General features: G+C 47.3%; 11 protein-coding genes. 5 read left to right on the top strand and 6 right to left on the bottom strand.

The genetic code is table 11. The features are described 5' to 3' along the window. Nucleotides 1–28: 28 nt before the first annotated feature. Together porQ and lon are read right to left on the bottom strand one after the other, a co-directional pair. Nucleotides 29–1,072 carry a type IX secretion system protein PorQ gene (gene porQ, locus GXP69_RS10990; protein WP_163915110.1) on the bottom strand — a complete coding sequence of 348 codons (1,044 nt, stop codon included), beginning with the start codon at nucleotides 1,070–1,072 and terminating at the stop codon, nucleotides 29–31. Between the two features lie 74 nt (nucleotides 1,073–1,146). Next, entirely contained in the window at nucleotides 1,147–3,636 is a 2,490-nt protein-coding gene (gene lon, locus GXP69_RS10985) for an endopeptidase La (RefSeq protein WP_163915109.1), read from the bottom strand. Between the two features lie 221 nt (nucleotides 3,637–3,857). Here lon and GXP69_RS10980 point away from each other — a divergent pair, with 221 nt between their 5' ends. After that, a complete protein-coding gene (locus GXP69_RS10980; RefSeq protein WP_163915108.1) occupies nucleotides 3,858–5,837 on the top strand; it encodes an OmpA family protein in 1,980 nt (659 codons plus the stop codon). An 11-nt stretch (nucleotides 5,838–5,848) separates the two neighbouring features. Then, nucleotides 5,849–6,598 (top strand): DUF4184 family protein, encoded by a 750-nt coding sequence (locus GXP69_RS10975; protein ID WP_163915107.1) that lies wholly within the window; start codon nucleotides 5,849–5,851, stop codon nucleotides 6,596–6,598. A 338-nt stretch (nucleotides 6,599–6,936) separates the two neighbouring features. Here the strand turns inward: GXP69_RS10975 and rseP are convergent, their stop codons facing one another. From rseP to GXP69_RS10960, 3 genes are all read right to left on the bottom strand, one after another. After that, nucleotides 6,937–8,250, bottom strand: coding sequence for an RIP metalloprotease RseP (gene rseP / locus GXP69_RS10970; RefSeq protein ID WP_163915106.1), 1,314 nt, complete (start codon nucleotides 8,248–8,250; stop codon nucleotides 6,937–6,939). A 47-nt stretch (nucleotides 8,251–8,297) separates the two neighbouring features. Continuing rightward, nucleotides 8,298–9,458 carry a 1-deoxy-D-xylulose-5-phosphate reductoisomerase gene (locus GXP69_RS10965; RefSeq protein ID WP_163915105.1) on the bottom strand — a complete coding sequence of 387 codons (1,161 nt, stop codon included), beginning with the start codon at nucleotides 9,456–9,458 and terminating at the stop codon, nucleotides 8,298–8,300. A gap of 709 nt (nucleotides 9,459–10,167) precedes the next feature. Beyond that, nucleotides 10,168–11,667: a GH3 auxin-responsive promoter family protein gene (locus GXP69_RS10960; RefSeq protein WP_163915104.1), complete on the bottom strand. Its 1,500-nt coding sequence runs from the start codon at nucleotides 11,665–11,667 to the stop codon at nucleotides 10,168–10,170. 156 nt (nucleotides 11,668–11,823) lie between these two features. Here GXP69_RS10960 and GXP69_RS10955 point away from each other — a divergent pair, with 156 nt between their 5' ends. Together GXP69_RS10955 and GXP69_RS10950 are read left to right on the top strand one after the other, a co-directional pair. Then, complete coding sequence (locus tag GXP69_RS10955) at nucleotides 11,824–12,258, top strand: OsmC family peroxiredoxin (protein WP_163915103.1); 435 nt, start codon at nucleotides 11,824–11,826, stop codon at nucleotides 12,256–12,258. Nucleotides 12,259–12,316: 58 nt separating this feature from the next. Continuing rightward, nucleotides 12,317–12,826: a hypothetical protein gene (locus tag GXP69_RS10950; RefSeq protein ID WP_204281995.1), complete on the top strand. Its 510-nt coding sequence runs from the start codon at nucleotides 12,317–12,319 to the stop codon at nucleotides 12,824–12,826. A 112-nt stretch (nucleotides 12,827–12,938) separates the two neighbouring features. Here the strand turns inward: GXP69_RS10950 and GXP69_RS10945 are convergent, their stop codons facing one another. Continuing rightward, nucleotides 12,939–14,345, bottom strand: coding sequence for an FAD-binding oxidoreductase (locus GXP69_RS10945; RefSeq protein WP_163915102.1), 1,407 nt, complete (start codon nucleotides 14,343–14,345; stop codon nucleotides 12,939–12,941). 127 nt (nucleotides 14,346–14,472) lie between these two features. Here GXP69_RS10945 and GXP69_RS10940 point away from each other — a divergent pair, with 127 nt between their 5' ends. Continuing rightward, a complete protein-coding gene (locus GXP69_RS10940; RefSeq protein WP_163915101.1) occupies nucleotides 14,473–15,054 on the top strand; it encodes a C40 family peptidase in 582 nt (193 codons plus the stop codon). The last annotated feature ends 131 nt before the right edge of the window (nucleotides 15,055–15,185 follow it).

The following is a 15,185-nucleotide window of genomic DNA, read 5'->3' as shown; positions in this document are numbered from 1 at the left end:
TGATCTGCTATAGTTATAACAGGTAAATTTATTCTGTGTTCTTACGCTTCAGTATAGTGCCGGTGTCGGTGCTTATAGTTACATAATGGCTTGCACCAGCCGGGTGATAAAAGGCACTGCTATAGTTCAGTTCAAATGCCCGCACGCGCAGCATAGCACCCACCGAAAAACCTGCCCCTCCCGAGGCGTTCTCTAACCGCAATTCTTTACGGCGCAAATGGTTATACCCGGCGCGTATCTGAAAGTTTTTGCTGAAAATAAACTCCGTACCTACCACAAAATGGCGCGCTATCTTATCTCCAATCGATTTCTCTTCTTTAATCTCGTTACCGTTCGCATCAAGGCGGCCTTTTGCATCAGGGTCCAGATATACAACGTCAAACTGGTACAGATGGTGTGCGGTAAGCGATAACCTGACCGGCATGTGCTCCGGCTTATAGCTGGCTCCAAGCTGTGCATCAAAAGGCATGACCTGTCGCTCGCCGCCATCAAAAGGCTTTAACTGGTAGCCAATATTCTTAAACGCAAGCCCTACCGTAAAGTCTTTCTCCGGATGTTTGAACAAACCACCCACATCGGCCAGCAACCCAACTGCTTTATTACCAGCTATAGTTGATACGGCCAGTCTGGCGGTTGCCCCAATGGTAAAAGCTTCGGCCTGACGGGCGTGGCTCAGGCTAAATGTATAGTCGTTAACGGTAAAACTGCCTTCTTCCATACCTGTGGCATCACGCTGCACAAAATCGCCATAGTTCAGGTAGTTTATAGCTGCAGCCCAACGCCCCAGTTTCTGGTGGTTAAAGGCATAGGCTAAGTTGCTTTGTTTGATGTCGGCCAGATAACTTACATAGCTCAAACTTAACTGGCGATCCATTTCCGGATTCAGTAAGGCCGGGTTGGCTGTTACCATGTTCACATCGTGCCCAAACGAACTAACATTTACTCCACCCAACCCCGCCTGCTTAGCGCTTACCGGCAACTCCAGGAACGTAAAAGCACGCTGCCCTCCCACCTGCGCCGCGAGCGGAAAGCTCAGCAGGAAGCAAAGTAAGAGGGCAGCAGTGTATTTCATATTAATTTTAATTGTTGATTGTTAATGGCTGATTGCTGTCTCCAAAATAACAATTAACAACCAGCAATCAACAATTAATCTATTTCCACTTTGCGGTCTTCGGTTACAGTCAGGTTCAGCGGGTTCTTTACTTTTTCCTGTAGCAGCGCGATCTTCACCACTTCTTCTACACGGTCAACATAATGTATCGTCAGGCCTTTAATGTAGTTCTCCGGAATCTCGTTAATATCCTTGCGGTTCTTCTGGCAAAGGATCACATCGGTAATTCCGGCACGTTTGGCAGCCAGTATCTTCTCTTTTATGCCACCCACCGGCAACACCTTACCCCGAAGCGTTATCTCTCCGGTCATGGCTAATTTAGAGCGAACCTTGCGTTGCGTGTAAACCGAGGCAATGGACGTAAAAATAGCAATACCTGCCGACGGGCCATCTTTTGGAACCGCGCCCTCCGGGAAGTGAATGTGCAGGTCGTACTGCTCAAAAATTCTATAGTCTATGTCCAGCAGGTGCGCATGCGCTTTTAAATGCGACAGCGCCGTAACCGCAGATTCCTTCATTACATCGCCCAACTGACCCGACAAGGTAAGTTTGCCTTTGCCTTTGCTCAGGATGGATTCCACAAACAGAATATCTCCACCCACCGAGGTCCAGGCGAGGCCCGTTACAACACCGGCTGTACTGAAATCCTGGTAAATCTCTTTATCAAAGATCTCGGCACCCATGATCTTCACTACATCCTCGGGTTTTATAGTTGTCGGGTACTCTTCTTCCATTGCCTTTAGTTTGGCAATGTGGCGAACCAACTGGCCAATCTTACGCTCCAGGCTACGCACTCCCGATTCGCGGGTATAGTCTTCGATCACTTTCTGCAGGGCAGGTTTTGTGATCTTTACATCGCTTTCTGTCAGGCCGTGCTCTTTTATCTGCTTCGGTACCAGGTGGCGCTTGGCTATTTCCAGCTTTTCCTCCATGGTATAACCGGTCAGCTCAATAATCTCCATACGGTCGCGCAGGGCAGGCTGTATCGTATCTAAAGAGTTGGCCGTAGCAATGAACAGCACCTTCGACAGGTCGTACTCCACATCCAGGTAGTTGTCCATAAACGTATGGTTCTGCTCCGGGTCCAGCACTTCCAGCAAAGCCGAAGACGGGTCGCCACGGAAATCAGAAGCCAGCTTATCAATCTCATCCAGGATGATGACCGGGTTGCCCGAAGCTACTTTCTTGATCTGGCTGATGATCTTGCCCGGCATAGCACCCACATAAGTTCTGCGGTGCCCACGAATTTCTGCTTCGTCGCGCACCCCACCCAGTGACATTCTGACATACTTACGACCTAAGGCAGATGCAATAGAGCGACCCAGCGACGTTTTACCAACGCCCGGAGGACCATAAAGGCAAAGAATTGGCGCCTTCATGTCGTTCTTCAGCTTCAGCACGGCCAGGTATTCCAGAATGCGCTCTTTTACCTTCTCCAAACCATAGTGGTCGGTATCCAGTATCTTTTTGGTGCGCTTCAGGTTAAAGTTATCCTTTGTATATTCTTCCCACGGCAGGTCCAGCAGAAACTCGATATAGTTCACCGCCACCGGATATTCAGCGGCCTGCGGGTTAAGGCGGGCCAGCTTATCTATCTCTTTCTTAAAATGTTTGGCAACTGCCTCCGGCCATTTCTTCTTCAGGGCGCGCTCTCTGAAATTCTCGATCTCCTTATCAGGCCCTTCCTGTCCCAGTTCGTCCTGCAGTACTTTAATCTGCTGGCGCAGGAAATAGTCGCGCTGCTGCTGGTCTATATCCGTGTGAACTTTGGTATGGATTTCCTGCTTCAGTTCCAGCAGTTGAATCTCGCGTAACATCAGTTGCAGCAGTTGTGTACCGCGCTCGGTGCCATCATTCACTTCCAGAAGCTGTTGCTTCTGAGCCACTTCCACGTTCAGGTTACTCGACAGGAAGTGCGTCAGGAAAGCAGGGCTGTCTATATTATCCAGTGCCACCTGTGCCTCCTGTGGTATTTCAGGGTTCAGTTTCAGGATTTTAGCCGCCGCATCTTTCAGCGATTGCACCAGCGCCTTTACTTCCTTGTTCTTTTTGTTCAGGCCGGTTTCCTCGCAATAGCTTACGCGCGCCTCCAGGTACGGATCCTCCTGGGTTACTTCTTCTATCTTAAAGCGGCTGTGGCCCTGTATAATTATAGTTGTATTGCCATCGGGCAGTACCAGCATCTTTAATATTCTGGCAACCGTACCTATACTGAAAATGTCTTCAGGAGTAGGATCGTCGGCGTTGGTATTCTTCTGGGCAACCACCCCAATCGTTTTATCACCTTTATAGGCTTTGCGCACCAGGCGCACCGATTTTTTACGGCTAACAGTTATAGGCAGCACCACGCCCGGGAACAGGACCGTATTGCGCACGGCCAGAATAGGCAGGCTATCCGGCAGCTCGGCAGCAGGTATTTCGTCTTCAGGGTCAGTAGTGATAATTGGAATCAGATCGTCGCTATCGTTATCTGAAACATTGCTTAACAGGAGATTATGCAAAAAATTATTCAATGTATACTTCATAGTTAAGTGGATGCCATAATGACATAAAAAGGCCACTTTTGCGGCTTTAATGGAGTTGCTGTACTATAGTCAAGACTTGTGCCAAGTATGTTGCACTGCCTTAAGCACTGGGTACAACAGCAGGTATTTTACTTTAGATTAAATGTAATATTACTGCAATTGCTGCAAAAATATAGCTCAAAATTAATATCTTTGAACGACAGGTAAAAACAAGATGGCAAATGAATAGATTGTACCTGCTTGTAGTGTTTGTGCTGTTGCTGCCGGTGTACTGTAAAGCACAGGAATACAAGCATGTACCGCTCGAGCCGGAATCAGGAATTAAAGTACACCGCAAAACTCCTAAGCAGGAGGTGCAACTTTTGTTTCCTAACCTGAACAAACTTCCCTATTACCACGACGCCAAGAAACTCGAAGTCATCCGGAAACTGGAGAGAAAAGGACGCTACGACGAGGTACTGCCATTGCTGGAAGCTTATGTCAATAACTTTGGTATAGAAAACTTCTACAAAGAGACATCGCTGCTCTGGCGACTAGGCCAGCTACTGGAGAAGCAAGGCCAGACCGACAAAGCCAAGGCACTTTATCGTATGGTGCTCAAACATCACCGCTCTGATGTACGCCGCGTGTACTCTTACTACGATTCGCTGGAACAAAATACCAAAGATTATTACGTTCCGCTGGATTACTACTATGAGCTGGTGGAGTACCGTAAATCGATTGCTACATTTAAGCCACCCAAGGGCGTATACCTCAACATGGGTAATGCCATCAACTCGCCTTTCGAAGATTACGGACCAACTATAAATGCTGAAGACGAAGTACTCATCTTTACATCGCAGCGTAATACGCAGGGGTTAAACGGCCGGGCAAACGAGGATCTGTTTTATACGCGCCAGCAGGATGGTTACTGGGAAGAAGCCAAGTCGTTCGGGAAACCGATCAACAGCATATACAATGAAGGTTCTGCCTGCCTGAGCCGGGACGGTAACACCTTATACTTTGCCCGTTGCGAGTCTCCGGACGGCTATGGCAACTGCGATATTTATGTGGCAACCAAACAAGCTGATGGCACCTGGGGCAATATTCAGAACTTAGGCCCTAAAGTCAACTCTTCAGCGTGGGACTCGCAGCCTACCTTATCTACCAGCGAAGACACCATTTATTTTGCATCCGACAGGTTGGGAGGTTTTGGTTTGTCAGATATCTACTATACCTATAAAAACAAAAAAGGCGAATGGGTTCCCGCCGAAAATGCCGGACCTGTCATTAACACCCGCGAAAGTGAGGTAAGCCCGTTCTTTCACCCGATGTACCAGGTTTTATACTTTAGTTCGCGTGGCCAGCTCTATAATTTCGGCGATTTTGACATTTACAAAACATATAGGGTTGGCGGCCAGTGGCAGGAGCCACGCAACATTGGCCCACTGGTAAACGGCCGTGGCAGCGAGTATTACTTCGCCATCGATTCGCAGTCTAAAAACCTGTACTATGCCCGTTCCGAAGCCCGCGACATCCACAACCTGGACTTGTTCTCATTTCCGTTGCCAATGGAAGCGCACCCGCTTGCTGTAACTAAAATTGAAGGAACCCTGCTCGATTCACTGACTCAGAAACCCCTTTCAGGCATTATTTCGGTGATAGACCTGGAAAATGGGATTGAAATATCATCGAAGTACATCCGCCCGGATGGTACTTTTGAGTTTGACCTTATCGACAATACCCGGTATATGATGCTGATCCAGAGCCCCGACTTTTTCACCATCGAGCGGGAGATTTCCCTGATGCAGGATACGGCCCTCCACATCATGACCACACTCATAGACTATAGTATACCGATGGTATTTAAGAATATTGAATTTGATCAGAACCGTGCCGACATTAAAGAGGACATGAAACCGATATTGGATGAAGTAGCCCTGTTCCTGGTTGACCACCCTACTTACCGGCTCGAGATTTCAGGTCATACGGATGCTGCCGGGGACCCTGATTTTAACCTGGCCCTCTCGCTGGACCGCGCAGATGCCATCCGGAGATACATAGAAGGGCAAGGAAATATTACCCAGGGCCGAATAGATGCGTATGGATTTGGCAGCACAAAGCCATTGCGCGAAGAAAAAACGCAGGAAGATCGTAGAATTAACCGGCGCGTGGAGTTCAAACTTATAAAGCCAAAAGCTCCTGCGCAATCGACCCGTTAAACTTATCTTAAATGCCCTTTACAGCTGCCCATCCGGCTATAATCATTCCACTGCAGCGCCTGCACAGCCGATGGCTTTCCACCACAGGGCTTATCGTTGGCAGCATTTCCCCGGATTTTGCCTATTTTCTGCTTGGCCCTAGACTTAGCAACCTAAGCCACTCTTTGAAAGGGTTACTGCTGTTTAATTTACCGATGGCATTTGTGCTGGCTATCTTTTTTCATGTACTAGTTCGTGACCAGGTAATACAGTACCTGCCGGATTATTTCAGAAAAAAAGCATTAGCTATAGAGCCACTTCGCATTGGCAAGTACCTGCTCCGCAATGCATATATTTTTGCCATCTCGGTTTTGATTGGCGCATTTGGCCATTTACTCTGGGACAGCTTTACACACTATGATGGCTACTTTGTAAGGAACAACGCGTTTCTGCTGCAGCCTGTATCGCTCGGGTTTATAGAGGTGCCGCTTTGTCGGGTGCTGCAGCATGTCAGCACCGTTGTTGGCTTTAGCATACTTGGCTGGCACATCAGTACTTTGCCTTCCGCAACTATAACACAAAAGCGCTGGTATGCATGGATAGGCTACTGGATTTTGATTGGCTTTATAGCAGCCGTATTTTTACTCCTTAACCTGCCGACGCATGTCCATTTGTCTTCGCTGGAGAAACTGGTTGTGCCTTATTTAACAGGATTGCTGCTTGCTATAGTTGTACTGGCAATACTTGGTAAAATACGGCAGCTTTTCTCTGCTAACAGCTAATACCTGGGTCAGCTACATCATCTGAAAGGGTAAGCCATTTTGATCTCTGTATAATTTAGCAAGCATAGCATGTTCCACGTAGAACTACAATTGCAACAGTACCGCTCAAACTAGAACAAACTGAATCCACCTGCTGGGTAATTTTCCCGATTAACCGAACCAAAGGCCTAACTATAGTAAGTCACAAGTGAAGATGCTCGCGCCATGATTACAGTGTTGCCGCTATAGTTCTTTAAACCTATAGTTTTGATCAGCTATTAAAACAAAAGCGCTGCTGGTTTACACTCAGCAGCGCTTCATAGTTTATTGTATCAGCCAGTCGGCTATAGTTGTCTTACTTAAAAGATCAGCTTAAACACATCGTTGAAGATCGCGAAAGCCATCAGGCCAAGCAGCAATACCATACCTACTTTCTGGGCATTCTCCAGGAAATTATCGGAAGGCTTCCGGCCGCTGATCATCTCATAGGTCAGGAACATTACGTGGCCGCCATCTAGCGCCGGAATTGGCAGGAAGTTCATAAATGCAAGTACCATTGAGAGCATGGCCGTAATAGACCAGAACTTATACCAGTTAAATGTATCGCCAAAAATCTGGGCAATACCAATCGGGCCACTCACTGATTTAGATGCGGATACTTCGCCACGGAAGATCTTACCAAAACCTTTCAGGTTAGCTGTAATTACGCCAAAAGCCTGTTCTGTACCAGCTGGTATTGCTTCTGTAAAACTATAGTCGCGGGTAGCGTAGTTTAACAACGGGCGCTGTGCAAACCCGATCGTTCCATCTGGTTCTACCTGTGCTTTCAAATCCAGCACTTTTTCATCGCGCTCAACCTGCATCGTAATCTCTTTTCCGGCATTCTTTGCAAGCAGCTGCTTAAACTCATCAAAGAAGCGGGCTTCCTCACCGTTTACTGTCAGAATATAGTCTCCGGATTTCAGGCCAGCATCTGCGGCGTTGCTACCGGCTACTACATAATCCACTACAAACGGCTCGCGCGGCTGTATGAACAATACACGTTCCTGCTTATCAGCCAGTTTATCCATTAAATCAAGCGGCACTGGTATTTCTACATTTTCGCCGTTGCGCTCAACGGTATAGTAGGCACCACGATCCAGCAATACATCCAGCGAATACACATCGTTGAATTTCTCCAGTGGTTTGCCGTTAACAGCTACTATCTTATCACCGGTCTGGAATCCAATCTCTTTCCCGATTTCGTTTGGAACAACGCCATACTTAACTTCCTGAGCCGGCAGGTATCTTTCGCCATAGTTATAGGTCAGGAAAATATAGATTACGATACCTGTGATTACGTTTACAATGATACCGCCCATCATCACGATCAGGCGCTGCCAGGCTGGTTTTGCTCTGAATTCCCATGGTTTCGGTTCTTCCTTCAGAGCTTCCGTATCCATAGACTCATCCACCATGCCGGAAATCTTAACAAAACCACCAAGCGGAATCAGGCCCAGCATGTATTCTGTTTCACCAATCTTTTTACTGAATAATTTAGGAGGGAAACCGATCGCGTATTTCTCTACGCGCATGCCAAACCACTTGGCAGTAAGCATATGGCCCAACTCGTGCAGGCCAACTAAAATTGTAAGTCCCAGAATTAACTGGGCAACCATGATAACTATATCCATCTAAAAAAAATATGCAATTATAAGTCTTGAGTAAAGCCGCTAACCAACTATAAAATCTTGTTTCTTACAAAATCGGTCGCCAACAGGCGGGTTTCCCTATCTGTATCAACATAGTCGGTGTAAGAAGGGTTTGCAATATACGCAACTTTTGCCATACAGCTTTCAATCAGATCCGACATCTCCAGAAAGCCAACCTCGTCCTGCAGGAACGCTCCAACGGCTATTTCGTTGGCTGCATTCAGGATGCAAGGCATGTTTCCGCCCTGCGCCATGGCATCAAAAGCGAGTTGCAGGTTACGGAAAGTTTTCAGGTCGGGCTGCTCAAACGTAAGCTGCGGGTAATCCAGAAAACTGAACCTTGGGAAATCGGATTTCAGGCGGTTCGGATAGCCTAACGCATACTGGATCGGCAGCTTCATATCAGGCAGGCCAAGCTGCGCTTTAATAGAGCCATCCTCGAACTGCACCAGCGAGTGAACGATAGATTGCGGGTGCACCACTACCTCGATCTGGTCGTTGCGCAGACCGAACAGCCATTTTGCCTCAATTACCTCCAGCCCTTTGTTCATCAGGCTGGCGGAATCTATGGTTATTTTGGCGCCCATGTCCCAGTTCGGGTGTTTCAGGGCTTGTACTTTGGTTACAAACTTTAGATCATCTATCGTTCTACCACGGAACGGACCACCGGAGGCTGTAAGAATAATTTTCTCGATCGGGTTATGAAACTCGCCTGCCAAACACTGGAAAATAGCGCTGTGCTCTGAATCAACAGGGTAAATGTTTACCCCTTTTTCGCGGGCAAGGTCGGTTATGAGCTGTCCTGCCACTACCAAGGTTTCTTTATTAGCTAAGGCTATCTCTTTGCCTGCCTCTATAGCACGTATAGTTGGCTGAAGCCCTGCATACCCTACCATGGCGGTCAGAACCATATCCACGGTACCCATTTCAACGACAGAGCAAAGCGCGTTAGCTCCGACGTATACTTTAATGTCTTCGTGTTGGAGGGCGGTGTTTACTTTGTCGTACAGGTCTTCGCGGGCAATTACGACTACATTGGGCTTAAACTGCAGCGCCTGTTCAATCAGCAGGTCGGCGTTGTTGTAGGCGGTTATTACTTCCAGTTCAAAACTTTCGGGGTTGGCGGCAATCACATCCAGTGCCTGTGTCCCGATAGAGCCTGTTGAACCAAGTATGGCGATTCTTTTCATTATCTGTTTGTAAATCAGAAGACAAATTTAATGCCTTTTGATGGTATTTCTGGTTTTATATTGAAAAGCTATTGTTTAAAGCTTTTCGTGATTTTGGGTTTTACCCCAAGGATTTTATCTGTTCTATAGTTTCAGCTTTGTCATTTCGAACACTGTGAGAAATCTATCTTAGCCTATAGTTATTTCTTTGTCATCCTGAGCGTTAGTCGAAGGATCTTATATGTCCTCTAGCGAACTATAGTTACAGCCGGACACAAGCAGTTCGATATAGTTCCCGTTTATCCTGGGAGCTTTACTTGCCTATCGTGTTATAGAGACTTTGGTGCGCTCACGGCCGCGAGGCCCCGTCTTCGGGCCTCGCGCTGCTGCCTTCTTGCTATCCTCCTGCGTCGGATTGGCTGACGGCACCGCAACAAGTCAAAGGCGCTCAACCCAAAGACTGATAGCTTTCGATAGCTACAACCATAGTTTGTTGAAAAGCTTTAGTTGCATCGCCTTCTCGTGGTGGTAGTTCCTTTTGTCAGGCTGCGCCTGCCTGCTCGTAGTCTGTAACTATAGAACTATAGCTGCACCTATGGCAAAGGCAACTATTCCCCTCTCGGGAGGGGCAGGGGTGGGTTAACCCTGTAACTATAGATCTTTAACCCAACTATAGCAAAACCCCAATCCCAAAATCCATTAACTACGTCTTAACTCCAGTCCAGACAAACTATAGCTTCGCGACTTCTATCAGGCCTTCTGCCAGATTTCTGTCGTTACTCAGTCTTGGTACTTTATTCTGCCCACCCAGTTTACCTTGCGATTTCATATAGTTCCGGAACGTACCGAGCGGCAAAACGCGTACTTTCAGATCTGCCAGAATATTGCCGGTTATCAGATCGTCGTAATAACTGTTCTGCTTTTGCAGCTGTGCGTTCAGTTCTTTTTCAAAATCAGGCAGGTTGCCGGGCACCTTCGAAAACTCTATCAACCACTCATGATACGACTCGCCTTCACCACTGCTCACAAACGGGGCTACCGTAAACTCCACCAGTTCTGCCGTCGGGAACTTCTGCATTGTCTGTTGCATGGCCTTCTCTACTTCCTCACCGATCACATGCTCCCCAAAAGCCGAAATAAAATGCTTGATGCGCCCTGAAACGATCACCTTATAGGGCTTTAAGCTGGTAAACTTCACCGTATCGCCGATGGAGTAGCCCCACAAACCGGCATTGCTGCTGATTACAAGCGCATAGTTTTTATCCAGCTCCACCTCACCTATCGTTAAGCGGGTCGGGTTTTCATTAAAATATTCCTCTACAGGTATAAATTCGTAAAAAATGCCGGCATCCAGCAGCAGCAGCAAACCTCTATCCTTCTGCTCGTTCTGGTAAGCAAAAAAGCCCTCCGATGCCGGAAACGTTTCAATGCTATCCACGTGCCGCCCGATAGACTCGAACATCTTTTTGCGGTAAGGCTCAAAATTCACGCCACCATACACAAACAGTGAGAAATTCGGGAAGATATCCTTTATCTGCTTGCCGGTCTGGCGCATCAGCTTATCGAAATACATCTGCACCCATGGCGGAATACCCGAAATGAGCGTCATGTTCTGCTCTATCGTTTCTTCAATGATCTCGTCGAGCTTATGCTCCCAGTCTTCGATGCAGTTGGTTTCGTAGCTCGGCATCTGGTTGGTGCGCAGGTACCCGGGCACGTGATGGTTAACTATACCCGATAAACGCCCTGTTTTAATGCCACCTACTTCTTCCAGCACCGGGCTACCGGACAGGAAAATCAGTTTCCCGTCAAGAAATTTAGAGTTACCGGTTTCGTGTATATAGTCCAGCAGCGCATTGCGGGCGCCGTTTATATGATTCGGGATGGAGTCTTTTGTGATGGGGATGTACTTGGTCCCGGATGTGGTACCAGAAGTTTTAGCCAGATAAATAGGCTTTCCGGGCCAGGTTATATCTTTTTCACCCTCTTTGATCCGGTTAAAGTAACTACTCAGGCCTTCGTAGTCGCGCACAGGTACGGCTTTTACAAAGTCGGCGTGAGTCTTTATAGTCCCGAAATGATGATCCCGGCCGAATGCGGTTTGCCGTGCCTGCGAAATAATACTTTTGAATATATTCTGTTGTGCTTCTAGGGGATGCTGCACCCAATGCTGCTGCTTACCGTGCACATACGCCGCCATGTACTTGCTCAACCACGCTTTTACACCCATACATTGCTGTTTTTATAGTTGGTAAAGATAGACAGTAATCGTTTTAATGCCACCATATTGCCTTACTTAATGCATCCACGATAAATTTTGCCGGATAAAGTAACCTATAACTATAAACAGAGTTTTATACTTTATCTAAACAAACTATAAAAAATCATGAAACAGCACAAAGCAAAAGCCCAATGGAAAGGCAACCTGAAAGAAGGCTCAGGCGAATTTGAAACAGGCCGTGGAAACGTAAAAACCGGCTATTCCTTTGCATCGCGTTTCGGCGATGATACCAGAGCCACTTCGCCGGAAGAACTGATCGGAGCAGCACATGCCGGTTGTTTTTCCATGTTCCTGAGCGCCCTGCTCAGCAACCAGAACATCACCGCAGACTATATCAGCACTACGGCAGATGTAACTTTAGGCGAAACCGATGGTGCCCCAACTATACAGAAAATTGTGCTCACTACCGAAGGTAAGGTGCCAGGGATAGAAGATGCCGAATTTCAGGAACTGGTGCAGGAAGCCAAGCAGAAATGTCCTGTTTCAAAAGCACTGAGCGCTGTACCCGACATCACTGTAAACGCCACACTTAAAAAATAATTTATTATCTTGCACTAAGACCGCCCAAAGGGCATATGTTTCACTTAACCATTAAGGCATGGCAGCATCTGGCAGTAGCAGTGCACGATCGTCGTTGTTTATCCAATTAAGTCCATCACGCAGCGCAAAGCTGTCGTTTACAATTCAGCTTACACTTACATTGCTATGGTTGGTATGGGCAGCCCTGCTGGCTTTTTCCGACACTACTACAACCAGTGAGTCGTATCTGTTTTATGCTTTTTTTGGGCTGGCAGTAGCATTTTTTGTTTATGTGATTCTTCAGAATACTTCTATTTTCGGATTTCAGTCTTATATAGAAGTTACACCAGAGTATTTGGTTCGCAAGCACGGTGTTTTTCGCCCGAAGCATGTGGTGGCCATACCTAATATAAAGGCGGTACATATTACGCCGCTGGCCCTGCGCGTAACCGAGAAAGACGAAACACAGACTTATTTTGATCTGAAACAGGTGCGCAAACGCCGCGACCAGATGAAGATCAAGAATAAGGTACGTGACCTGGCAGCAAAGCACGGTTTCGAACTGACAGAAGCTAACGGCAACCATTAAGCCGGGAATATACCTCTAAAATAATGCGGGCTGCACTGGCTTAAGGTGCAGCCCGCATTATTTTAGATTAAGGCATTAATTTATTCCGGAAAAAACCGGAGTTATTAAACCCTTACTCAAATATTTTGCCCGGGTTCAGAATGCCGTTCGGGTCGAAGAGTTGCTTTATGCCGCGCATCAGGCGTAGCTGTACTTCGTTCAGGGCAATAGTAATATAAGGCCGTTGCACCAGCCCGATGCCGTGCTCCCCGCTTATAGTTCCGCCCAGCTCCACACACAGCCTGAAAATCTCTTTTATTCCTTCCGGTAACCTGTGCTGCCAGTCGTGGTCACTCATGTCGGCTTTTATAATGTTTACATGCAAGTTACCATCTCCGGCGTGGCCGTAACACACCGATTTAAAGTTATACCTGGCTCCTATCTCCTTTACTCCATGCAACAGTTTTGGCAATTCGGCACGTGGCACTACAGTGTCCTCTTCTTTATAAACAGAGTTGGATTTCACGGCATGGGCCACATTCCGGCGCAGGCGCCATAGTTCGTCCTTTTGCTTTTCGGTATCGGCTACCAGAATCTCGTCTATATCAAACTGCTCCAGCACAGTGTATACCTGTTCTGCTTCCTTAAATAGCTGATCCATGTCAGTACCGTCCAGTTCTATCAGCAGGTGTGCCTGTATGTCTGACGGCAAATTAACTTCTATCCCCAGGTAGCGCCCCGACCACTCAATTGCCTCGCGTTCCATAAACTCCAGTGCCGACGGAACTATACCTGCCATAAATAACTTCGATACCGCTTCGCACGCCTGCTCTTCGTTACGGAAAGGCACCAGCATTACAATATTCTGAGGCGGATAAGGGATAAGCCGGAACACGATCTTCGTAATGACGCCCAGTGTGCCTTCGCTCCCGATCATGAGCTGCGTCAGGTTATAACCGGTGGCGTTTTTAAGTACGTTAGCTCCGGTCCAGGTTATTTCGCCGGTTGGCAGCACCACTTCCACGTTCAGCACATAATCCTTTGTTACGCCATATTTTACTGCTCTCGGCCCGCCGCTGCTCTCGCTCAGGTTACCGCCTAAAAAGCAGCTGCCCCGGCTCGATGGGTCGGGTGGGTAATATAAACCTTTGGCAATAACGGCCTCCTGAAATACCTGGGTTATTACACCTGGCTCAACTATAGCCTGCAGGTTACGCTCGTCTATCGTTACAATTTTATTTAACCGTTCGGTAGATAGTATAACTCCCTGATGCACAGCCAATGCCCCGCCACTAAGCCCAGTACCGGCTCCGCGTGGTGTAACCGGAATCAGGTTTTTATTGCAATACTGCATAATAAGGCTGATTTCGGTAGCGTTTGCAGGTTTAAGCACTACTTCCGGAGCATACCGCAGGTCTTCGGTTTCGTCGTGGGTATAGCGCAGCATGGCTTCGGTAGCAGTTGGTAAAATTATATTTTCTTCACCAACTATAGCAGCAAAGGAGGCAATGGCTTCCGGAGTAAGAGAGTTAAATTTCATTTTTATAAAGAAAGGGCATTCACTATATTAGCAATCCCTATTTTTTTATTTGTATTACCCTTGCCAAATTAACGTGTTGAGAAGAGCTTTTACAACTTCAGCCTTATTTATCTTTTTTATCCTGCTCATGGCTTCATGCCAGTCGTCAGGACCCGTATTTAGTAAGCGTGGCGAAGTTTATAAATCGGCCCGCGAAATTGCCGATGAAAAACGCCAGGCACGTAAAGCCCGCAAGCTTGCCCGCAAAAACGGTGGCAGCGAACCAGCTCTGGCCTCAAAAGACCGCACCAGCCGCACAAAAGTAAAACGCGATGTTGACTCCCAAATTGCCAAGGTAATTCAGACCGCCCGCTCCTATACCGGCGTACCATACCGCTGGGGTGGCACTACCCGCGTTGGTATGGATTGCTCTGGCCTGCTTTGCACTTCGTTCGAGAGCATCGATGTTAAGCTGCCGCGCACATCGGAAGAGCAAAGCCGTTTTGGAAGAGAAGTAAGAGTAAAAGACCTGAAGGAAGGTGACCTGGTATTTTTTGGAGCCAACGGGCGCAGCAACCAGATTACACACGTAGGTATGGTTACCGAAGTTGTAGACGAAAACAACGTGCAGTTTATCCACTCCTCCACCACCTTGGGCGTTATCGAAAACAACCTGTTCTCAGACTACTATCAGAAAATATTCATCAAAGCAGTGCGGCCGGCCATTTAGTCTGGTGACTTTTTTAGCCTGGCGGCCTTCGCAGAACTATAGTTCAATCCTGTTATATTTATACAACTATATTATAGTTTAGTACAAAAAAATATTGTAACACACTATTCAAAACCGGCATCCTACGTACT

It is taken from the genome of Pontibacter burrus (genome assembly GCF_010686685.1).
GTDB lineage: Bacteria > Bacteroidota > Bacteroidia > Cytophagales > Hymenobacteraceae > Pontibacter > Pontibacter burrus.
This window is presented reverse-complemented; position numbering and strand designations above follow the sequence as displayed.